The sequence below is a fragment of the Pantoea sp. Taur genome (genome assembly GCF_009830025.1).
Classification (GTDB): domain Bacteria; phylum Pseudomonadota; class Gammaproteobacteria; order Enterobacterales; family Enterobacteriaceae; genus Pantoea; species Pantoea communis.
This window is the reverse complement of sequence record NZ_SZZZ01000001.1, coordinates 14,702-36,336: the sequence shown is the minus strand read 5'-3', so window position 1 is coordinate 36,336 and position 21,635 is coordinate 14,702. Positions and strand designations below refer to the sequence as shown.

Genomic DNA, 21,635 nt, shown 5'->3' with positions numbered 1-21,635 from the left:
CATGAGCCTGACTGAAAAAATTGGCGCACACGTTGATGCCAGCGCCGAGCGCATCGCGCAGACGTTGTGCGACCTGATCGCTTTCCCCTCAATCGTCAAAGTTGACCCGCGTGAAGCTGGGCCGGGAGAGCGCGACTGCCAGCTTTACTTACAGCAGCGCCTCATCGCATTGGGTATGACCACCGACTTATGGGATCCCGATGGTCCGGCCTTGTATGCCCAATATGAAGGACGTCCCGGTGCGAATAAAGGTCGCACATTTGAGGGGCGTCCGAATCTTGGAGGCACGCTAGTTGGCGCGGGCGCCGGTAAATCACTGATGCTCACCGGGCATATTGATGTGGTTCCGCCGGGTCCGGCGGAGCACTGGCACAGCGACCCTTTCCTGCCGGTGATCAAAAACAACGCAGTCTACGGGCGTGGTGCGGTCGATATGAAAGGTGGCGTTGCCTGCATGTTGATGGCGGTGGAGTTATTGCAGGACCTCGGTATACGCCTCGCAGGAGACGTGGTCTTCACCACGGTGGTGGATGAGGAGATTGGTGGCATGGGTTCACTGGCGATGGTGGATCGCGGCTTCAAAGCCGATGCCGGTATTATGACCGAGCCGACAGCTAACCGCATTTCACCTATCTGTCACGGCATTCTCTGGGCTCGCATTATTCTTGATGGCATTGGCGGGCATGCCGAACTCACACCTAACAGCTGGGACAGCAGCGGGCCGGTCGATGCAGTGATGCTGTGTCGTCAGATGCTGGATGGGCTTGATGTTCTCAACCGTCGCTGGCAAACGCAGCCCGATAAAAATCATCCGCTGATGGAGATGCCGAACCAGATCATCGTTACGCAATTGAAAGTGGGCGAGCATCCAGCATCGATTGCCGGTCGGGCGGAGATCGTCATCGATGTGCAATATCTCCCTGCCGAAAAAGATGAGATGGGATTGGGCGGCAAGGTGAAACGCGAAATTGAAGAGCACGTGGCCAAAGTGTGTGCGCTCGATCCTTATCTGGCGAAGCACCCGGCAAAAGTGGAGTGGATTCTGGACGCGGACTGCGCGGAGATTCCTGCGGACCATCCTTTTGTTGAGGCTTTTCAGCATGGCGTCAATGATGCCGCGCTCAATCCGCAGCTGGCGGGATTTGGTGCGCATAGTGACATTGGTCTACCAAGCACACTAGGACAGACGCCCACCGTCAACTTTGGACCGGGCGATCCTGCCATGTCACACCAGCCAAATGAGCATGTAGCTATTGCCGATTTGGTGGCCTGCACCAAAGCCATAGCGCTGACGCTGGTGCGCTGGTGTGGTGTAGCCGAAAGCCAATAGTATTTTCCGCCCGTCTCCGTATTAATGACCTGCTTAGCATCCTAAGGGAGCGAAGCAGGTTTTTTCGTTTTAAAGACCTGTCTTCGATCACAATTCAATCTACAGTCACTGGCGATTTTGTGATTGGCTCCGCATCCCCAATCACAGGACAGTTTGCTTCGCAGCGTTTCTGATAGTTTATATTGTACAACCTGGTTTTACACAATAAAACAAAGCATCTTCTCCTGATAACCATAATCAGACCCTGCGAGGAAAGAATGACTGAACAAACCCTGAAACAGACGGCGGTCTCGGCGCTGGAACGCGAAACCATGCGTCGCGTGATCTGGCGCATCCTGCCGTTCCTGGTGGTGAGCTATCTGGTGTCTATTATCGATCGCGGCAATATCGGCATGGCCGCTCTCCAGATGAACGAGGATCTTGGTCTGAGCAAGGCCGCCTTTGGTTTCGCCAGCAGTCTGTACTTCGTGGCGTATTTCCTGTTTGAGGTGCCCAGTAATCTGGCGATGCAGAAGGTCGGCGCGCGCTTGTGGATCCCGCGCATCATGATCAGCTGGGGCATAGTTTCAATGTGTATGGCACTGGTGGAAACCTCTTCGTCTTTATATGTGCTGCGTTTTTTACTTGGTGCGGCTGAAGCCGGCTTCTTCCCTGGCGTGGTGTTGTATCTGACCTGGTGGATCCCTGCGCGTTATCGCGCGCGTATTATTGCCTCGTTTATGGTGGCGATCCCGCTGGCGAACTTTATCGGCTCACCGCTTTCTGGCTTGATACTCACACTCGACGGATGGATGGGACTGCGCGGCTGGCATCTGCTGTTCATTATTGAAGGATTGCCTGCCGTATTGCTCGGTATTGCCGCCTATTTTGTCCTGAGCAATCGCCCACACGAAGCGCGCTGGCTTAGCGGTGAGCAGAAGCAGTGGCTGGAATCCACGCTGCAGGCCGAGCGTCAGCAGCAAAAAAACATCGGTCATATCTCTACCTGGCAATTACTGAAGCACAAGCATATCTGGCTGATGGCGCTGATCTATTCTGGCGCATCATCAGCTGGCACCACCCTCAGCGTCTGGTCACCTCAACTGCTGAAATCATTCCATCTTGATAATCTCACCACCGGAATGCTCAATGCGATTCCTTATGGTTTGGCGTCGATATTGATGATTGTGTGGGGACGAAGCTCAGACCGCACAGGCGAACGACGCTGGCACACAGCATTAACGTTGTTCATGATCGCTGGAGGGATTTTCGCCGCGTTTGTCAGCCTTTCGTTACCGGCAACCATTATTATCATGTGCCTGATTCTGGTCGGCGCTTATTCCATGAAAGGGCCATTCTGGGCACTGGCAGCGGGCTGGATGAACAGTCAATCCGCTGCGGCAGGGCTGGCGGCGATAGGGGCGATCGCCAACCTGATTGGTGGCGCGGTGATGGTCAATGCTTACGGCATCATCGATGAAAAGACCGGTAGTCACACTTTGGCACTGTTGCCTCTGGCTGCGCTTTGCCTGGCAGGGGGGATTGCAGTAGTGCTGATGGGGCGTAATCTTTCGCAAGGCCAGAAGGCGGAAGGTCGCTTGTCGAGTCACTCATCCTGAACTGACTCAGTGTGAGACTTCCGGGCACACTGTGGTGAGCCCGGAAGCTATCTGACACAACGATCAGTTATCGGTTGTCAGTGCGTCTTCACCGTATTGCGCACTGCAAAACGGCTTTGATGCACCCAGTTTTAAAGAGAGTCGTGCGGCACTCTGGCTCATTTGCTGCGTCAGGCCATCATCACGGCGCGATTCCACCAGGCGCGAGGCCGGGCCGGTTAACGCTAAGGCAGCAATCAATTTATCGTTCACGCCAAATACCGGCATCGCGAAGGCGGCGGTGTGCGGATCACGTGCGCCTGAGGTATATAACGGCAGGCGTGGATGCTTATCAAACAGGGCTTCATTGAGCCCCCAGAAGCGCAGCACCTGACTAATCGCAGACTGATCGAGCGGGAAAATCGTGCCGGGCAAACGGCTGTGTCGTAATCCTTCCGAAGCCTCGGCGCGGAATAAGCACATGCGCTGGCCGCCTTCAATCACATACCAACTAGCACTCTCATGGGTAGCCAGCGCCAGTTGTTGCAGCTCGGGCTGTACCACGCTGGCCAGATGAAAAGATTGCTCATACAACTTGCCCAGATACAGCAAGCGTGGTCCCAGTCCATAGCTCCCATTTTCATGGCGCACCACGTAGTTCATTCGTTCGAGAGAATTCATCAGGCGATAAACCGTGGTTTTGTGGTAACCCGACGCCTGCGACAACGCAGTCAGCGTCAGGCTATCGTCGCCTGGACGGAAACAGTCCAGTAGCGCTAGCGCCTTCTCCACCGCAATAACGCCTTCATTTCCCATGCATTCCTCCTGTTTTGAACGACAACGAGTGTACCTGAATTTTTGTGAGTCACCTCGTGTTTACGTCACAAACGCCGTTAAGGCTATGGCTAAATCTGCCTCGCCCTGGCTATAGTTGTTTTATATTGTACACACATGTTTTACAGAGTAAAACAAAGCGAGGAAGAGATGAGCATTCACACTACTGCAATGATCCAACGAAATATCAGCCGCGTGACCCCGGAAGAAGTGCAACAAGCGGCTGAGTATCAGGCGGCGATCCTGGCTGATGTTGCCGGTCGTCGCGGTACGCTGCACGGCAGAATCAAACCGCTTTCACCAGAGATGAAAGTGGCGGGTCCAGCCATCACCGTTGAGGTACGTCCGGGTGACAATCTGGCCATTCATGCTGCACTGGCGATTGCCCAACCGGGCGATGTGATTGTGGTGGATGGCAAGGGCGACCTCAGTTGCGCGTTGCTGGGGGAGATTATGGCGACCCAGGCAGAGGCTTCCGGCATCGCGGGCATCATCATTGATGGCGCAGTGCGAGATGCCGATATGCTGAGCAAGCAGTCATATCCGGTGTTTGCTGCGGGATTGAATCCTTGTGGCCCCACCAAACTGATTCCGGGGCGCGTTAATCATCCTATTTCCATTGCCGGAGCTCAGATTCAGGCCGGTGATTTGGTGGTGGGTGATGTTGATGGCGTGGTGGTGATACCGCGTAATGAAGTACAGGCCATCATTGCCTTAGCGAAGAAAAAACTGGACGGCGAAACCCAGCGCATTGCCGCTATCCGAGCTGGCGATACGCGCGCGCCATGGCTTGAGAACGCACTGCGCCAGGCAGGTATGCTGGCAGAAGGGGAGACACTGTGATGGCTAAAGCCCCTGTCATTCTGATTACCGGCAGCGATCTGGCTGCCGACGCGGTAGCCATACTTCGTGAGTTTGAGTTGGTCTTTGCGGGAAAACAACCCACTGAGACGCAGTTGATTGACCTGTGCCACCAGCACAATCCGGTGGGGATTCTGGTGCGTTACGGCAAAATCAACGCCGCCGTGATGGATGCCGCACCGGCCTTGCGGGTTATCTCCAAACACGGCAGTGGTATTGATGTCATTGACCAGCAAGCCGCCGCCGCACGCCAGATTCGTGTCTGTTCTGCACCGGGAGCTAATGCCGCGGCTGTGGCGGAACATACCTGGGCAATGATATTGACCTGCGCCAAATCAGTGTTGCCGCTCGATGCGCGCCTGCGTGCAGGATTCTGGGATAAATCGACACACAAATCGATTGAGCTGGAAGGACGTGTATTAGGGTTAATTGGCTTAGGTGCGATCGGCAGTCGCGTCGCTCGGATCGGAAATGCATTGGGCATGCGGGTCGTGGCTTATGATCCTTTCGCGCGTGAATTACCACCGGCCTGTGAATCGGTTAATAGCCTTGAATCACTGCTGGCACAGGCTGATGTGGTGTCGCTGCACTGCCCACTGACAGAGTCCAATCGTGAAATGATCAATGCCGACACGCTGGCGAACTGCAAGCCCGGCGCAATTCTGGTTAACACCGCGCGCGGCGGGTTAATCAACGAGGCGGCACTCGCTGATGCGCTGCAATCCGGCAAGTTACATTGGGCAGCATTGGACAGTTTCAGCACTGAGCCGCTGACCGCGCCGCATCGCTGGCAGGGCATCAGTAACGTGATCCTTTCTCCGCATATTGGTGGCGTGAGTGATGCTTCGTACATCCGCATGGGAACGGTGGCGGCACAGAATATTTTGCAGACGCTGGCAGATACGCCGCTGGAAGAGGGTGTGTCCCCATGATCAGTCTGACTCAACCGGAAATCCGCCAGGCCGAGGTGTTCAGCCGCTTGCCCGACCGATTCAGAAAACCCGATCCGGCGAATGCCTGGTCAGCCGCCAATCGCGGTGGTCAGGCTGTTGACTCCTTCCTGGAAGGGCCTGTCTGGCATCCTTCTGGCTGCCTTTACGTCACCGATATCCCATACGGCAGAATCTTTCGGGTGGATAGGCAGGGCGAGTGGGAGTTGATCGTTCAGTATCAGGGCGAGCCCAACGGCATGAAGTTGCTGGATGAGGACACGTTGCTGATCACCGATTACCAAAACGGCTTGATGAAACTCTCCCTTAAGGACCGAAGCGTCACGCCATGGCTAACGCGTCGCAACAGTGAGAGTTTTAAAGGCGTCAACGATCTGACGTTTGACCGTCAGGGCAATCTCTATTTCACCGATCAGGGGCAAACGGGTTTGCACGATCCGACGGGACGCGTATACCGCTTATCGGTGGATGGGCGTCTCGATTTGTTGCTGGATAATTGCCCTAGCCCAAACGGGCTGGTGCTATCGCCGGATGAGAGTCTGCTGTATGTAGCGATGACGCGCGGAAATTGTATCTGGCGCGTACCGCTGCAAAAGGACGGTTCGGTGAGTAAGGTCGGGCAGTTTTTCACTTCACACGGCCCAAGCGGACCCGATGGACTCGCCATCAACACCGAAGGCGAATTGCTGATTGCCAATCCCGGATTAGGCCGTCTGTGGTTATTGAATGCGATGGCGGAACCCATCCAAATCATTATCAGCCCAGCGGGTCGCTCAACCACCAATGTCTGTTATGGCGGAGCCGAGCGCCGGCGACTGTTTATCACCGAGTCGGTCACTGGCTCAATCCTGACCTGCGACATGGCTGTTCCCGGTGCCGCGCTGTCAGCTCGTTCCACTCCAGCAAGCTAACAACAACAGGTGCCACAGAGCACCATGGAGCATCGCATGACCCTGCATACCTTACCTGACGCCATGCCAGGCGCGCCCGCTGCGCCTGAGAACACCTTGAATCCTCAAGAGTTGGATCGCAGCGAACACGCGGCGGCTAAAGCATTCAGGCGAATCCTGCCTTTCATCTTTATCTGTTACGTGATCAGTTATCTGGACAGGACCAATGTCAGCTTTGCCGCGCTGGGTATGAATGCCGATCTAGGGATAACGGCGGAGCAGTTTGGTTTTGGCGCAGGGATGTTCTTTATCGGTTATTTCCTGTTTGAGATCCCCAGTAATTTGATTATGCAGAAAACCGGGGCACGCATCTGGATTGCGCGCATCATGATTTCATGGGGATTGATTTCGATGGCGACGGCGTTCGTGACGGGGCCGATCAGCTTTGCCGTCGCGCGTTTTTGTCTCGGCATGGCTGAAGCAGGCTTTACGCCAGGCATCTATCTGTTTTTCACTTACTGGTTTCCCGGCACCTGGCGAGCAAAAATCACTGCTGCGTTTTTGGTGGGCATCCCGGTGGCAAACATCATCGGTGCCCCTATTTCGGGGGCGCTGATGCAGATCACCAGCCATGAACACATCCGTAACTGGCAGTGGTTGCTCTTGATTGAGGGCGTGCCAGCCGTGTTGCTTGGCATCGCGTGTTTGTTCTTCCTCGACGATAAACCGGCTAAGGCGAAATGGCTGACTGACGATGAAAAAAGCCTGTTGCAACGCAGATTGGATGAAGAACAACAGCGCATCGCCGCCAAACATGGCGACAGCATGCGGCACGCGATGCTTAATCCGCTGCTGTGGCTGCTGGCATTGATCAATTTTTGTGGGATAGTCGGTTCGATTGGTGTCGGCTTGTGGATGCCACAGATCATCGAACAGATGGGCGTCAGTCACACAGCGACGGGTTTTCTCACTGCTTTACCGTATGTTTGCGGGGCACTCAGTATGTTGTTCTGGGCACGAAGAGCAAACCTTTCACCACATCGCATTCGTTGGATCAGTGGAGCATTAGTGATGGCTGCCATTGCGTTATCTTGCAGCGCGGTGGTGTCAGAGCCGGTGCTAAAAATGCTGGCACTTTGCATCACTGTCAGCGGCATCCTGGCCTTTCAGGCATCGTTTTGGGCGCTGCCATCGGGTTTTCTAACCGGCAATGCCGCAGCGGCTGGGTTGGCCGTGATTGTTTCAGTGGGCAATCTGGGCGGTTTCTTTGGCCCTTCACTGATTGGATACGTTAAACAGATGTCAGGCGGCTTTATGTGGGCACTGTTAGCAGTATCGGCAATATTGCTATTCGGCGCACTGGCGGTGGCTCAGGTTCGCGATCCTTACAAAAACGCCTCATGAATGACACAAGATTGCCGCACCCATCAGGGCGCGGCAAGGTAACTTAGGTGCCGGTATGGCTCTGATATCCCACCGGGTTACCGTTGTCGTCAAACACCTCATAAGTCACGCTCTCACCCACCTGAACCGGTTGCGCTATTGGGAGAGTGACCGAACCAAACGGCGCCACCAGCACATCATCCACTTTAAGCTTATTGGCCATCTGTAATCTTAAGCTCATATACCACGCCGTTGGATTCTCTAGTGTTAGCTGGCGTTCGTGCACGATAAAACGCAGCTTCTGCACATCTTCAGGCTGAGGCACGCCCAGCGCCGCCGGTCGGATAAAAACCTTAAGCCGCAATCGCAACGGCAACAGGATTTTTTGTTCGGCGCTGCCTGTTTGCCTGCTCAGCGCGGGAATCTGATAAATATTCAGCCAGTAAAGGCTCTCACGATCCTCCGGCAACGACTGGCGTGAGGTGAGCACCAGACGAATTGCACGCTGCTCATCAGGTGCGAGTTTCATCATCGGCGGCATGGCAAAAATGGGTGCACTGCTCAATTCCGGGGACTGCATCAAATCACCGTCATCGCTCCAGATTTGCACCACAGATGGGGATTCCGCGCCATTTTTGAGGTTCAGAGTCTGGCTGCTTTCACCGGCATTGAAAACGAGGCGTGTTCTATCCACATTCACCACGGCCATGGCGTGAGCAGCGAATAACAGGCTGCTCAATGCCAATGTGTTACTGAAAACTGACCACCACTTGCAACTGCGCATTGACTGTCCCTGCTGTTACTGTTTGTCCACTTATGGCTTCGAGCGAAGCCAAAAAATCACCGCTGTAAATATTGCTGCTACCGGAAGAGACCAGCGAGGTGAGATCCGTATAGGCATACCAGCCGCGCGTATTCCCGGTGCCGGTGCTGGCGAGGTTAGGTAATAAGTTAATGGCAGAACCACTGGCGTTATAAATTTTGATGCCCACACCCGAGGCCACGCCGCTGCTGCCATATTGATTATCCAGCAGCCAGGTCAATCCGCCGCCGCTGGTGGTCAAACCCAACTGTGTCGCCTGTGACACCGCATTGGGCTGATTCACCAGCAAGCCCATCGCGACATTGGCGGCAGTGCTGGTGGATGTGCTGGTGCTGGACCGCGCGCCCGATTCGCACTGCAGCGAGATCGAAAACGGTACCTGACTGCTACCGCCTGCTTTGAGCGCGTTCACGCTGATGGTTGGCAGCAGCACCACAGAGGGGTAGTTCTGGACTTCACACAACGCGCCCCGCACATAGGTCACGTTGCGATACGTACTCCAGGCGGCGGGCCAGTTGCCGTAAAACCCGTACCAATAGCTGGCGCTGTCCTGGCCTACTGCCAGACTGTTGGTGTCCAGACCTGGGCCTTTAAAAGCAGTATAGCCGCGCGGCTGCGTCCAAAGATCGCTATAGCGGTTATCGCCATTGGCGTAATAGCTGGTTGAACTGATTTTGAACATCTCGTACAGCACGTTGCTAAACGCGCTGGCCGGAATATAAAGGTAGGTGCCGTCAGAGTACCAACTGTCGGCGGTAAACTGGCGTGACTTCCAGTAGCGGCTGTAATACTCACCGGTGGTCAGATTGGTCATGCGCACTGCCACGTTTTTCGCCACATCGTAATAAGCGCCGCTAACCTCGCTGCTGGCATACATGCCAGCATAGGCGCTGTCACCGTTGGTGGCGTACATCTCATACAAACTGCCCGCATCTGCCACCGCACAGCGGTAGAGGATCTGATTCGGGCTGTAAGCGGTGTTGCTGGCGGAGGTGAGAAACGAACCGACTGAACTGGCCAGCAAAGAGCCTGCGGGCTGAAAGGATGTGCCGCTGTTGATGCTGATCACCGATGGCAAACCCAGGTTGCCTGAACAGGTATCACAGGCACCCGTCCAGGACGATGCGGTATAGCCGGCTGCCAGAGCGGCGGCTGAAAGCGATGAGGTGCTGGTGACTTTGATGCAGTTTGCCCATAACGTCAGCGGCAGCATCAGCAGCACAACGAGGAGATATTTAATTTTCACGAGTTATAGCGTCCTGCAAATACCATTGAGGAGGATAAGCGCCTGTTGCGTCTTTCCGGTGATTTGATAATTGACGGCGCAGCGTTGGGTTTTGCCATCCCAGCTGATTTGCAGACTGCCGGAGTCATGCGGAACGCGTGCGTAAAGCTGGTTTCCCTGACCGACAACACCAATCACAGTGTTGGAGGCATCACGCACTTCGGCGCCCATCGGCGGTGCCATCCCCTCGGTGGTATTCAGTGAAATCAACACCGCGGTGCCGCGTAAGGTGGCAAAACTCACCTGACTCACGGCACCGGCATAAGGAACCACACGCTGGCTTCCGCCGTTTAACTCAGCATCGGCGCGCATGTGCAACGTATCGAGGCTGACCGTGTTTTCACGATAAGGGGTGAGCGAGGGCAGCAGCGCATAACCGTTGTAGTCAATGACGGCTCCTTGTCCGTTTTGTACCGCTGCACCTTGGGCGCCCTCGGCATGGATCAACGCGAACGTATCGCTGGTGTAAGGCCCCGCAGTGAGACCGCCACGATGCAGCAGTAAAGTGCCAGACGTACCTAAACCGACCTGCCGATAGTGATCTCCCTGGCCGTAGTTGGCGCGGACTGCGCCAAAACGGGTGTTTTGCTGCAGGTTGCCCCCAAAGGAGCTCGCTTCTCCGTTGACGCCATTGCGGTAATGCTCAGTTCCTCCGTAGAGCGAATAGGAGAAATCGCGCTGTTCGCCTGCCGAACCTGTTAGTGTCGCCATCGAAGACTGGCTCTGTTTTGACTGGTTGTAGTTGTAGGCCACAGATGAAAGACCCGCACCCCAGTTAAGCGGTACTGAAATATTCACTGAAAGGGTATTTTCGCTGTATCGCTGCTGGCGGCTGCTGTCGAGGTTGTCGTTGACGCTCAGGTTAAATTGCTGGGTATTCCACCAGGTGCGTTGACGCGCCACATTGATACCGTAACTGATATTGCGCCAGCTGTTGCTATAGCCGAACTGCAACTGGGTGATGCGTGACTGGTTGTTGTAATAATCGGCGGTGCTGGCGCTTAAACTGACCAGGCCATACGCATCCATTGACTGGCTGAGTGTCGCCGATAAGCGATTACGCTGGTTGAGCGAGTCTGAGTAGTAGTTGATGTCCGCTTGTTGCTGGCGTCGAACCCCTAAAACATCCTGAAGGTCGCGAAATCCACGAGTCGAATATCGATAAGCGGCCAGCACCAGGTTGGTGCCAGTTTGAAAGGTTTTGCTATAACTCAACTCGGCACGCCAGCCGGAGGTGCGCTGGTCATTTTCGGCCTTAGCCTGGGAAAACGTGGTGTTCAGACCCATCGCACCGATTCCGGTTGCCCAGACACCTCCCAGAAGCCACGCCTGGTAATCTTCCGCCAGCCGTGAACCGACGGTTGCCGTCAAACTATTACTGACGCCGCGCTGCATCACGCCCTCAAAAAAAGCGTTATTCACAGCGTAATATTGGCGCACACGACCCAGCGCCAGCGAGTAATGCCAGTTGCCCGGACGCACCGAATCAGGAACCGAGGAGTAGGGCACCGTGAAGGTAGCGATTTTACCGTTGGCTTCAATCACCTCTACTTCAAAATCTCCCTGACTGCGGGTGTTGTTCAAATCATCAATGATAAACGGGCCAGGCGGCACCACGGTTTCATAGATCACCTTGTTCAACTGTTTTACAATCACACGGGCGTTAGATGAGGCGATGCCTCGAATTTCAGGGGCATAACCGCGTCTGCCTTGCGGCCACATACGTTCGTCAGTGGCGAGTTTTACGCCATTAAACGGCAGGCTGCCAAACAGCGAGCTGTCTGTGTAGCTATCGCCAAGGGAAAGCTGGCTATTGATCGACGTCAGTGGCCGTTGCACCCAGGTTCGTACCTTGTTGTAGCGATAGCTGCTGCCACCCACACTGCTGCTGAGATAGCGAAGATTGCCCTGATGACGCAGCTGCCAGTTGGCGACATTGGTGCCTGCGGTGATCCCGCTCCACAGATATTGATAGCGGTAGGCGGCCGCGCTGTTTTCCGTCCAGGTGTAATTGGTGTTGTGGCGCAGGAATAACGCGGTCATCCCGCCATCCCACTGTTCGGGCGGAATATAACCACGCGGCGTGCGCTTAAGCGCTGACAGGGGCAGCGTGATATTCAGGCGTAACGCGGCGGCATCAAAAGCCCAGCTCCCTTGTGGCGTCCAGTCAGCAAGCGGGGCGCACTCGCGATCGATTGGCTCTGCTGGAACCTTTTTTAACGGCAACATTTTCACCAGCGAAAAGGGCAAGCATGGCTCGACCTCTTTTCCTTGTGCCGGGGGCAAAAATTCCAGCTTCACGCTGGATGACAAGAGGGCATTATTGACATAAACATCGACCAGATAATGCCCCGCGGGCAACTCGCTTTGGTTGAATTGCGCGATGTTCTGACCGAAGGCTGAGCCTTTAAACAGCGACGGATCGAAATAATATTCTTCACTGTGCACGGCTGTTGAGAAATAGAATGAAACGGTCAGAAAGAATAAGGGGAATTTCAATTCATTGGGAGTTGATGGGGTAATTTTCACTTATTCTGGCTCCCTGATCGTTAATCGCGTCGAGTCTGACGCTGCCTACACCCTGTAAGCGTTGTTTGGTATGACTGAACCAGCAGGTATGCATAGAGAACGGGGCAACCATTACAGGTTCACACTCAAAATTTTTTCCCGCGATACGCAGGGAAATAGCGACGAATGAAGCATGCCAGGGCTGCGCATTATCGATCTGTAATCCGCTGCCTTTTTGGGGATCGATTAGAGTGCGGACTTTAATACCCGATAAAATATTGCCCGGTTTGCCTATTGCCGCCGGGCGATAAAACAATTTCACCCGATTGCGCAGCATGACCGTCATGGCATTCTTATCGGCGGCAGCCTGTGATGCGGGCGGAATTTGCAGCATGTTAAACCAGTAAACGGACTCTCGATCCTGAGGCAGTTTGTCTGGCTGGCTGACGACAATACGCGCGACCTGCCCTGATTTCGGCTGAATACGAAACACCGGCGGCGTAGTGATAAAGGGCACGCGATTAATCTGCTGTGGTTTGGCATCCATATCACCATCATCAAACCAGGTCTGAATAACATAGGGAATGCTATCGTCGTTTTTAAATTGAATATTGATGGAGCTGACCGGTGCCGGATAAATGATCCGACTGCCCAGCAGCGTGACGCTTGCTGCTGCCGAGGCTGACATCACGCTGATAAATAACGCGCCCAGGGCATTGCGTAAATACATACAGACAATCTCATGGCATGCAGCGCACGCCCGGATATCCGAACGTACGCTGATTAATTATTACTGGTAAGTCACCGCGTATTGTAATGAAGCAGCCACGGTTCCGGCAGCGGCGACACCATTGGCATAATATTGCGCGTTATAAGTGGCCGAGGATTCGGTCTCATCGGCGGCAAGCGTCAGGTCGCCATCACCGGTATAGCCGCCCGTCAGGTTAATCACCGCGTCTTTACTGTCCACCAGTTGGACCTCCACATTTTTTGCGGTGCCGGTGTTCGTCAGGTTGCCATTGGCCGTCACGTTATTGCCGACAAATACCGTTGAAATTTTTGTTGAGGAAGCTGAGTTGCCGGTACAACCGGTCAAACCTACGGTAAAGGCGGTTTGTCCGGCGACATCACCGCTGGCAGCCAGATCGGATTTACTCACAGTTGGCATCAGCACCACCGGTGAGGCCGCATTGCCATTCACCGAGATGGAACAGGTTTCATCAGCCACTTCACCCTGGAAATTAATGGTGTTATCGGACGCTGCAACGGCAGAAGTCGAGAAAAGGGCACCGGTGATAACCAGTGAAAGCAGTGTTTTATGTGTTTGCGTCATTTCGTGTAATCCTTTTACTTAGTGACCCGAGATCAGCTGATTAAGGCTGGTACCGGTCTTTCGTCGAATCGAATCTTTGATGTTGTAAATTTTTTTCATCTCATGGTTCATTGCTATCGAAATGGCAGAAAGTGAATTCCCTTTTAAGGCTAAATCCAGAAAGGTTACTTCCTCATTCGACAGTGCATTAACTCTCCTTGTTGCGCCTCCTTTTAAACCATAATAGGTACTGTTAATCACCTTCTTGATATCCTCTAACCGGTCTTCACAATAAATAACGGAGTGGATTCCCTCTCTCTTTATCCAGTGTGCAGCCAGAGCGGCCAGCGGTCGATCGGAGACCAAAACGATCGTCAGCCCGGTGGATTTCAGATAATCAATCCAGTTTTTATTGGTGAGATAACGTAAGTTTTCTCGCGAAAAATCAACGAATATACATCCCCGGCAAAACACACTTTCATAGCGGCCAGCGACTAATGAAAGTACACCTTTAATCAGGAAATGATTGTTCCCCGGCCAAATCGCAATTTTTTGTATTGGACAGCGATTAAGAATGTCGTTGTTTCGGTTCGTCAGCTGGCAGCCATATTTGCAACTGGCACAGCGTAAGTCCTCTCGTGTGGTATTTTTCATAACAAACTCATCCGCTCCTGTAAGAGCTGCGGATATCCTGGCAGGATAATTGTTTTTATTCAACGAGTTAAGAAAATCAGTCATTTCTTACCCTCAGAAAAGTCTTAGGTTGTACGGGATGGTGATTTTTAAAATTCCATTGTCTTTTCTCAACTTGGCATGATCGTCATCGTTTCATACCCCTATAGAGTTAAGAACTTTCTAAATCCCCCAGGATTAATGGTGAAAATCGGCTTTTGGGATCAAAATTTAGATAGCATTAATTGCTAAATAATTGAATGTTCGTCAGTGTTGAGCCTGATTATCTTTGGTGTGAAAAGTGAGATTCCAGGATTTTTAATTTTTATTTGATGTAATGAAAACTGCCTCTGGTCTGTGGGTTGTGATGCGGCGAGGTAATTGAGTAATGAAGTTCACCTTACGGAAGGGGATATTTATTTCTCTTAGGATTATTCTTACACCTAATGCAGGGTGGATTTGATCTTAAAATGTCCGCGCGGAGAAGATTTTTACATATCATTAGCAATCTTGTGACCGCTTTGATTAGTACGCTTAATCAAAGCGGATGAGGGTTCAGCTTACTGGCTATGATTTATCTACGGAATATTTTATTCGGCTAAATCAATTGTTAATGTCTGGTGTTTATTTAATTGATAAAAAACGACTGTGCATTTAGGAAGACCAGGCGACAAATATTGTCTGGTTGAGGTTACGTTGTGAATTAACGCTGAATTATGAGTCGGGCCAGCGACATTCGTCACTCATGGTTTGTGCCAGTGCGGCGGCAGCATGGGAGAGCTGGTGCTGTTTCAATCGCAAAATGCCCACTCGCCGCTCAATCTGCGGCGAGACCAGCGGCACGCATACCGCGCCGAGTTCTCGCATCTGCTGAATACAAAGAGCAGGCACCGCGCTGGCTCCCAAACCGCTGGCGACCATTTTGCCCACGGTGACCAATTGATGACTTTCGTAAGCGACGTCGAGTCTTCTGCCGGCCTGTGCCAGTGACTGCTCAAGCAGCAGACGCACCGCTGATGGACGCTGCAAGGTAATGAAATCCAGATGCAGCAGTTCTCGCCAGCTCAGCTGTGGCTTATCCGCTAACGGGCTATCAGCGGGCACCACGGCAACAAAGCGGTCGCTACCCAGCGGGGTGAAGTGCAGCGCATCGGCCAGTTCGGGTTCAAAGGCGACACCCATCTCCACGCGCCCCTCCTGCACCATCTCCAGCACGGTTTCATTGATCACGTCATGCACCGCGATATTGACGCCTGGATAGCGCTGACGAAAAGCCTTCAGCACCGCAGGCAGCAAGTTGCCAGCAAAAGAGGGCATGGCGGCAATCGACACTTTCCCCAGTTGCAGCGTAAAACGCAGATGCATCGCCTCTTCGGCATTTTCCCAATCCGCCAGCAGCCGTCGCGCCATCGGAAAAAAGATCTCGCCTTCCGGCGTCAGTGATACGTGGCGGGTGGTGCGCATAAACAACGGTCCGCCCAACGCTTCTTCTAATCCGCTGATCGCCAGGCTCAGCGCCGGTTGCGAAATCGCCAGACGTTCGCTGGCCTGGGCAAAACTCAAAGTGTGAGCGACCGCTAAGAACGCGCGTAACTGCTTGATAGTCATTTTCATTTTGCTTTTTGTTAACTTTATGTAAAACAACGATTAACAGAATATTAATAAGAAAAGTAAATGAAAGGCCAATAAAAACAAAATTAACAAATCATTTTTGTGACGCGAGGATGGCTTTATTCGGTGAGCTGAGGAGATGTACAGCAATGGCAGGATTAGACAAACGCGTCACCAGTTATCAGCAGGCGCTGGCTGGATTGCAAGACGACATGACGCTGCTGGCGGGGGGATTTGGCCTGTGCGGCATTCCAGAAAATCTCATCGCCGAAATTCGTCAGCAGGGCATTAAGGGGCTGACCGTGGTCTCGAATAACTGCGGGGTCGATGGTTTTGGCCTCGGGCTGCTGCTGGAGAATCGGCAAATCAAAACCATGATCGCCTCTTACGTCGGTGAGAACGCGCTGTTCGAGCAGCAAATGCTGAGCGGTGAGCTGGAAGTGATTCTCACGCCGCAGGGGACGCTGGCGGAAAAAGTGCGCGCAGGCGGCGCGGGTATCCCCGCATTTTATACGGCCACCGGCTATGGCACGCCCGTGGCAGAAGGCAAAGAAGTCAGAGAATTCGATGGGCGCCACTACATTCTGGAACAGGCGATTCGTGGTGACTTCGCCATCGTCAAAGGCTGGAAAGCGGACTGGTACGGCAATGTGATCTATCGCCACACCGCGCAGAATTTTAACCCACTGATGGCGATGGCTGCCCGTGTCACTGTGGTAGAAGTTGAAGAAATTGTGGCACCGGGTGAGCTGGATCCGGCGGCGATCCATACACCGGGTATTTATGTCGATCGCCTGATTCAGGGGAACTTCGAGAAACGCATTGAGAAACGCACCCTGAGTGAAGGAGGCGCACATGCTCACGCGTGAACAGATGGCGCAGCGCGTGGCACAGGAGCTACGCGATGGTGATTACGTCAATCTCGGCATTGGTATGCCGACGCTGGTGGCCAACTACGTACCTGAGGGCATGGACGTGATGATGCAGTCGGAAAACGGTTTGTTGGGCATGGGGGCGTTTCCCACCGAAGCCGAACTGGATGCCGACATGATCAATGCCGGCAAACAGACGGTGACCGCAAGAAAGGGTGCGGCAATCTTCGATTCGGCACAGTCTTTCGCCATGATCCGCGGCGGCCATGTTGATCTTACCGTGCTGGGCGCGCTGGAAGTGGACGTCAGCGGCAACATCGCGTCGTGGATGATCCCCGGAAAAATGGTCAAGGGCATGGGCGGCGCGATGGATCTGGTGGCGGGTGCGGAAAACATCATCGTGATGATGACGCACGCATCAAAGCATGGCGAATCAAAACTGCTGTCCGAATGCACTTTGCCGCTTACCGGCGTCGGCTGTATTCGTAAAGTGATCACTGAACTCGGCTGGCTGGAGATTGAAAAGGGCGCTTTTGTGCTGCGTGAGTATGCGCCGGGCGTCACGCTGGATGAGATCCGTGCAAAGACAGCCGGGCAATTACGCATCGCCGATGATGTCCGTGAAATGCGTTTTTCCCAGGAGGCATCATGAACGAATGTGTAATTGTGGCAGCCACCCGCACGCCCATCGGCCGTTTTCACGGTGCGCTGGCGTCTCTGACTGCAGCGGAGCTGGGCCAGCAGGTGATCGCCACACTGCTGAAACAAACCGCGCTCGATCCTGTGCTAATCGATGAGGTCATTATGGGGCAGGTACTCACCGCCGGATGCGGGCAAAACCCTGCGCGCCAGGCGGCTGTGGCGGCGGGTGTGCCTTACAGCGTGCCAGCCAGCACGCTGAACATGGTGTGTGGCTCGGGGCTGAAAGCGGTAATTCAGGCCGCGCAAGCCATTCAAAGCGGTGCCGCCGAGATCATTATCGCGGGCGGTCAGGAGAGTATGAGCCAATCCCCTTATTTGCTGCCGGATGCGCGTAGCGGCTGTCGTTTGGGTCACAGTCAACTGATGGACAGCGTGATCCACGATGGTTTGTGGGATGCGTTTAACGACTACCACATGGGGATCACTGCCGAGAATCTGGCCGACGAATACCACATTAGCCGTGCCGATCAGGATGCCTTTGCCTTGCAATCCCAACAGAAAGCGGTGGCGGCACAGCAGCAGGGCGCCTTCCGCGCCGAAATCACGCCCGTCACGGTGGCGCAGGCTAAAGGCGAGACATTGGTGATCGGTGAAGATGAACAGCCACGCGCGGACAGTTCAGCAGAGCGGCTGGCGCGTTTGCATCCCGCCTTTAAAAAGGACGGCAGCGTGACCGCAGGTAATGCTTCCAGCCTGAATGATGGCGCGGCCGCCGTGCTGTTGATGTCAGCATCACGCGCCGCTGCTCTAGGGTTGCCGGTGCTGGCGCGATTGACCGGGAGCGGCATGGCCGGTGTGGATCCGGCGGTGATGGGTATTGGCCCGGTGGCTGCCACCAACAAAGCCCTGAAACAGGCTGGTTGGACGCTGGATCAAGTGGATTTGATCGAAGCTAATGAAGCCTTTGCCGCGCAGGCTTTGGCGGTAGGCAAAGCGCTTAACTGGCAGCCGGAACGGGTCAATGTCAACGGCGGTGCCATTGCGCTGGGGCATCCGATTGGTGCCTCCGGCTGCCGCATTCTGGTGACGCTCATTCATGCCTTGCAGCAGCGTGAGCTGAATCGCGGTTTGGCAACGCTGTGTGTGGGCGGCGGCATGGGCGTCGCGCTGGCGGTTGAACGCCCGGATTGAGGCGGACCGATTCAAATTTTTGGCAATGTCTTTACCTTCAACCCTACAAAATAATAAGGAAGCAACATGAGTGTCGTTATTGCCCTCGCTGCGCTTGGGTTGCTGATGTTAGCCGCCTATCGCGGCTATAGCGTAATTTTGTTCGCCCCGATTGCCGCGCTGTTAGCGGTGCTGTTAACCGAACCGGCTGCGGTCGCGCCGGTGTTCAGCGGTCTGTTTATGGAAAAGATGGTGGGCTTTGTGAAGCTCTACTTCCCGGTGTTTCTGCTGGGTGCCATCTTTGGCAAGTTGATTGAGCTATCCGGCTTCTCACGCTCGATCGTCACGGCGGCCATTGCGCTGCTGGGGCGTCGCCATGCCATCCCGGTGATTGTACTGGTGTGCGCACTGCTGACGTACGGCGGCGTGTCGCTGTTTGTGGTGGCCTTTGCCGTTTATCCGTTTATCCGTTTGCCGCAGAACTGTTTCGTCAGAGCAATATCCCTAAGCGCTTGATTCCGGCAACGGTGGCTCTGGGTGCGTTCTCCTTCACCATGGATGCACTGCCCGGCACGCCACAAATCCAGAACATCATTCCCGGCAGTTTCTTCGGCACTAACGCCTGGGCTGCGCCATGGTTGGGGTTGATCGGTTCACTCTTCATTATTGTGGTGGGCTTACTGTGGCTGGATCGGCAACGCCGTCGGGCACAGGCCAACCAGGAACCCTATGGCACTAACCTGAAGAATGAGCCAGAAACGGCAGAAGATGTTCGCTTGCCGCATCCGCTGATCGCCATTCTGCCGCTGATTCTGGTCGGGGTGCTCAATCTCTGCTTCACCTGGTGGATCCCGTCGTGGTACGGCGCGCAGAGCAGCGTCACGCTACCGGGAAATCCCACGCCGATTCTCACCGATATTAAGAAAACCACCGCGATTTGGGCAGTACAGGCGGCGCTACTCAGCGGCATTCTGGTGGTGCTGATTTTTGGCTGGCGCAACATTCGCGGTCGTCTGGCAGAAGGCAGTCGTACGGCGGTCGCCGGTGCGTTACTGGCGGCGATGAATACCGCCTCCGAGTACGGTTTTGGTGCGGTAATCGCTGCGTTGCCGGGCTTTGTCGTGCTGTCTGGCGTGCTGCAGGCGATTCCCAACCCGCTGCTCAATGAAGCGATCAGTATTACCGTGCTGGCGGGGATCACCGGTTCGGCATCGGGCGGGATGAGTATTGCGCTGGCAGCGATGGCAGAACACTTCGTGCAGGCGGCGCAGGCCACGGGGATTCCGATGGAAGTGCTGCACCGCGTGGCGGCGATGGCCAGCGGCGGGATGGACACACTGCCGCACAACGGCGCAGTGATCACCTTGCTGGCGATCACGGGGTTAACGCATAAAGAAGCGTATGGTGGCATCTTCGCCATCACCATTATCAAAAGTCTGGCCGTGCTGTTTGTGATTGGGGTGTTTTACCTCACCGGCATTGTCTGAAGGAGGATGAATCGATGCAATTAACGGGAAAAGTGGCACTGGTGACCGGGTCTACCAGCGGTATCGGATTAGGTATCGCGGAGCAACTGGCACTAGCGGGCGCCACGGTGATACTCAACGGTTTTGGCGAAGTGGAACACGCGAAAGCGATTATCACGGCCACCGGGGCAACAGTGGACTATCACGCGGCAGACATGTCCGATCCGCACCAAATCGCCGCGATGATTGAGTGGGCAGAGGCGCACTATGGTGCGATAGATATTCTGGTGAACAACGCCGGTATTCAGTACACCGCGCCGGTGGAATCTTTCCCGGTAGAGAAGTGGGATGCGATTATTGCCATCAATCTCTCTTCGGTGTTCCACACCAGTCGCGCCGTTTTACCCGGTATGCAGGCACGTCACTGGGGGCGCATCATTAATATCGCCTCTGTGCATGGCCTGGTGGCATCGAAAGAGAAAGCCGCCTATGTCGCTGCGAAGCATGGGGTGGTAGGGCTGACAAAAGTGATTGCGCTGGAGAACGCGCAATCACCGATCACCTGCAACGCCATCTGTCCGGGCTGGGTGCTAACGCCGCTGGTGCAGCAGCAGATCGATAAACGCATTGCAGCCGGCGAGGATGCCGAAACCGCGCGCCTGGCGTTATTGTCAGAAAAACAACCTGCTCAGGCGTTTGTTACACCTGAGCAGTTGGGAGCATTGGTGCTGTTTCTGTGCAGTGAGGGCGGTGCGCAGGTGCGCGGCGCGGCCTGGAACATGGATGGCGGCTGGCTGGCGCAGTAATGCATCACGGCTTTATCCACGCGGCAATACACTCTTTCATCACGCGCAGGCGCTCATCCAGCGCCGCTTTGGCACTGAGATCCTGCTGGTAGATAATCGACAGTGTTGACTGATTGATCAGATAGAAAAAGCCCAGCGCGGAGATATTGATGTTGAGTTGCATCACATCGATATCCTCGCGCACGTTTCCTTCGGCGCGTCCTCGTTGCAGCAATTGCTGGGTGATACTGCTCCAGCTCTGATTAATCTGCACGGTGATGTCAGAATCTTTGAGATGCCGCGCCTTGAGCTGATTTTCACTGTTGAGCAGGCGAATGAACTCGGGGTTTTTCAGGTAATAGTGCCAGGTAAACTCCACCAGCTGCAAAATTGCCTGATCGGCGGGGAGGTGATCGAGCATTAAGGCTGCTTCCTGCTCGCGAATGTCACGATAGGCTTCTTCCAGCACGCGGGTAAACAGAATGTCTTTGTTAGTGAAGTAGTAGTAAATCAGTTGCTTATTGGCATGAGCGCGTTCGGCGATGCTATCAACGCGTGCACCGTCGAATCCTTTCTCAGCGAACTCTGCGCGCGCGGCCATCAGTATCCGCACCTGCTTATCCGTGACATCCTCAATGTTACTCGCAACACGATCAACCAAAGC

Annotated in this window: 19 protein-coding genes and 1 pseudogene; 11 read left to right on the top strand and 9 right to left on the bottom strand. The window is 54.4% G+C overall.

Annotated elements, in window-relative coordinates:
• Nucleotide 1 precedes the first annotated feature (1 nt).
• Nucleotides 2-1,330, top strand: coding sequence for a M20 family metallopeptidase (locus FD744_RS00165; protein ID WP_160866821.1), 1,329 nt, complete (start codon nucleotides 2-4; stop codon nucleotides 1,328-1,330).
• Nucleotides 1,331-1,587: 257 nt separating this feature from the next.
• A complete protein-coding gene (locus tag FD744_RS00160) occupies nucleotides 1,588-2,928 on the top strand; it encodes an MFS transporter (RefSeq protein ID WP_160866820.1) in 1,341 nt (446 codons plus the stop codon).
• A 63-nt stretch (nucleotides 2,929-2,991) separates the two neighbouring features.
• Here the strand turns inward: FD744_RS00160 and FD744_RS00155 are convergent, their stop codons facing one another.
• A complete protein-coding gene (locus FD744_RS00155; protein WP_034822708.1) occupies nucleotides 2,992-3,723 on the bottom strand; it encodes an IclR family transcriptional regulator in 732 nt (243 codons plus the stop codon).
• A 168-nt stretch (nucleotides 3,724-3,891) separates the two neighbouring features.
• Between FD744_RS00155 and FD744_RS00150 the strand changes: the two genes are divergently transcribed.
• The 4 genes from FD744_RS00150 to FD744_RS00135 all read left to right on the top strand — a co-directional run bounded on the left by FD744_RS00150 (nucleotide 3,892) and on the right by FD744_RS00135 (nucleotide 7,846).
• Nucleotides 3,892-4,584, top strand: a complete 693-nt coding sequence (locus tag FD744_RS00150; protein WP_160866819.1) for an RraA family protein — start codon at nucleotides 3,892-3,894, stop codon at nucleotides 4,582-4,584.
• Nucleotides 4,584-5,534 carry a hydroxyacid dehydrogenase gene (locus FD744_RS00145; protein ID WP_160866818.1) on the top strand — a complete coding sequence of 317 codons (951 nt, stop codon included), beginning with the start codon at nucleotides 4,584-4,586 and terminating at the stop codon, nucleotides 5,532-5,534. Before FD744_RS00150 ends, FD744_RS00145 begins: the two co-directional genes overlap by 1 nt.
• The gene (locus FD744_RS00140; protein WP_160866817.1) at nucleotides 5,531-6,463 is read left to right on the top strand and encodes an SMP-30/gluconolactonase/LRE family protein; all 933 of its coding nucleotides are present in this window, start codon (nucleotides 5,531-5,533) and stop codon (nucleotides 6,461-6,463) included. The genes FD744_RS00145 and FD744_RS00140 overlap by 4 nt, the downstream gene beginning before the upstream one ends.
• Before the next feature lie 63 nt (nucleotides 6,464-6,526).
• Nucleotides 6,527-7,846 (top strand): MFS transporter, encoded by a 1,320-nt coding sequence (locus tag FD744_RS00135; protein WP_306439517.1) that lies wholly within the window; start codon nucleotides 6,527-6,529, stop codon nucleotides 7,844-7,846.
• Nucleotides 7,847-7,889: 43 nt separating this feature from the next.
• Here FD744_RS00135 and FD744_RS00130 read toward each other — a convergent pair whose 3' ends face one another.
• From FD744_RS00130 to FD744_RS00100, 7 genes are all read right to left on the bottom strand, one after another.
• On the bottom strand, nucleotides 7,890-8,609 hold the full coding sequence (locus FD744_RS00130) for a fimbrial assembly chaperone (RefSeq protein ID WP_160866815.1): 720 nt from the start codon (nucleotides 8,607-8,609) through the stop codon (nucleotides 7,890-7,892).
• Nucleotides 8,575-9,861 (bottom strand): fimbrial usher protein StbD, encoded by a 1,287-nt coding sequence (gene stbD / locus FD744_RS00125; protein ID WP_202403365.1) that lies wholly within the window; start codon nucleotides 9,859-9,861, stop codon nucleotides 8,575-8,577. The genes FD744_RS00130 and stbD overlap by 35 nt, the downstream gene beginning before the upstream one ends.
• A 36-nt stretch (nucleotides 9,862-9,897) precedes the next feature.
• Nucleotides 9,898-12,462 (bottom strand): fimbrial outer membrane usher protein, encoded by a 2,565-nt coding sequence (locus FD744_RS00120; protein WP_373424342.1) that lies wholly within the window; start codon nucleotides 12,460-12,462, stop codon nucleotides 9,898-9,900.
• Nucleotides 12,434-13,171 carry a fimbria/pilus periplasmic chaperone gene (locus tag FD744_RS00115; RefSeq protein ID WP_160866813.1) on the bottom strand — a complete coding sequence of 246 codons (738 nt, stop codon included), beginning with the start codon at nucleotides 13,169-13,171 and terminating at the stop codon, nucleotides 12,434-12,436. Before FD744_RS00115 ends, FD744_RS00120 begins: the two co-directional genes overlap by 29 nt.
• 60 nt (nucleotides 13,172-13,231) lie before the next feature.
• A complete protein-coding gene (locus FD744_RS00110) occupies nucleotides 13,232-13,774 on the bottom strand; it encodes a fimbrial protein (protein ID WP_160866812.1) in 543 nt (180 codons plus the stop codon).
• An 18-nt stretch (nucleotides 13,775-13,792) separates the two neighbouring features.
• Nucleotides 13,793-14,491, bottom strand: a complete 699-nt coding sequence (locus FD744_RS25470; RefSeq protein WP_237449301.1) for a LuxR family transcriptional regulator — start codon at nucleotides 14,489-14,491, stop codon at nucleotides 13,793-13,795.
• A gap of 648 nt (nucleotides 14,492-15,139) precedes the next feature.
• The gene (locus FD744_RS00100; protein ID WP_160866811.1) at nucleotides 15,140-16,039 is read right to left on the bottom strand and encodes a LysR family transcriptional regulator; all 900 of its coding nucleotides are present in this window, start codon (nucleotides 16,037-16,039) and stop codon (nucleotides 15,140-15,142) included.
• A gap of 146 nt (nucleotides 16,040-16,185) precedes the next feature.
• On the opposite strand from FD744_RS00100, the gene FD744_RS00095 reads away from it, so the two are divergent.
• The 5 genes and pseudogenes from FD744_RS00095 (at nucleotide 16,186) to FD744_RS00075 (ending at nucleotide 20,992) form a co-directional block, all read left to right on the top strand.
• The gene (locus FD744_RS00095; protein ID WP_034822730.1) at nucleotides 16,186-16,905 is read left to right on the top strand and encodes a CoA transferase subunit A; all 720 of its coding nucleotides are present in this window, start codon (nucleotides 16,186-16,188) and stop codon (nucleotides 16,903-16,905) included.
• Nucleotides 16,892-17,560 (top strand): CoA transferase subunit B, encoded by a 669-nt coding sequence (locus tag FD744_RS00090; RefSeq protein WP_160866810.1) that lies wholly within the window; start codon nucleotides 16,892-16,894, stop codon nucleotides 17,558-17,560. The genes FD744_RS00095 and FD744_RS00090 overlap by 14 nt, the downstream gene beginning before the upstream one ends.
• A complete protein-coding gene (locus FD744_RS00085) occupies nucleotides 17,557-18,741 on the top strand; it encodes an acetyl-CoA C-acetyltransferase (protein WP_160866809.1) in 1,185 nt (394 codons plus the stop codon). The genes FD744_RS00090 and FD744_RS00085 overlap by 4 nt, the downstream gene beginning before the upstream one ends.
• Before the next feature lie 66 nt (nucleotides 18,742-18,807).
• Nucleotides 18,808-20,207 (top strand): annotated as a pseudogene (locus FD744_RS00080) (GntP family permease).
• A 14-nt stretch (nucleotides 20,208-20,221) separates the two neighbouring features.
• The gene (locus FD744_RS00075; RefSeq protein ID WP_160866808.1) at nucleotides 20,222-20,992 is read left to right on the top strand and encodes a 3-hydroxybutyrate dehydrogenase; all 771 of its coding nucleotides are present in this window, start codon (nucleotides 20,222-20,224) and stop codon (nucleotides 20,990-20,992) included.
• A 4-nt stretch (nucleotides 20,993-20,996) separates the two neighbouring features.
• Here the strand turns inward: FD744_RS00075 and FD744_RS00070 are convergent, their stop codons facing one another.
• Nucleotides 20,997-21,632 (bottom strand): TetR/AcrR family transcriptional regulator, encoded by a 636-nt coding sequence (locus tag FD744_RS00070; RefSeq protein WP_237449300.1) that lies wholly within the window; start codon nucleotides 21,630-21,632, stop codon nucleotides 20,997-20,999.
• Nucleotides 21,633-21,635 lie beyond the last annotated feature (3 nt).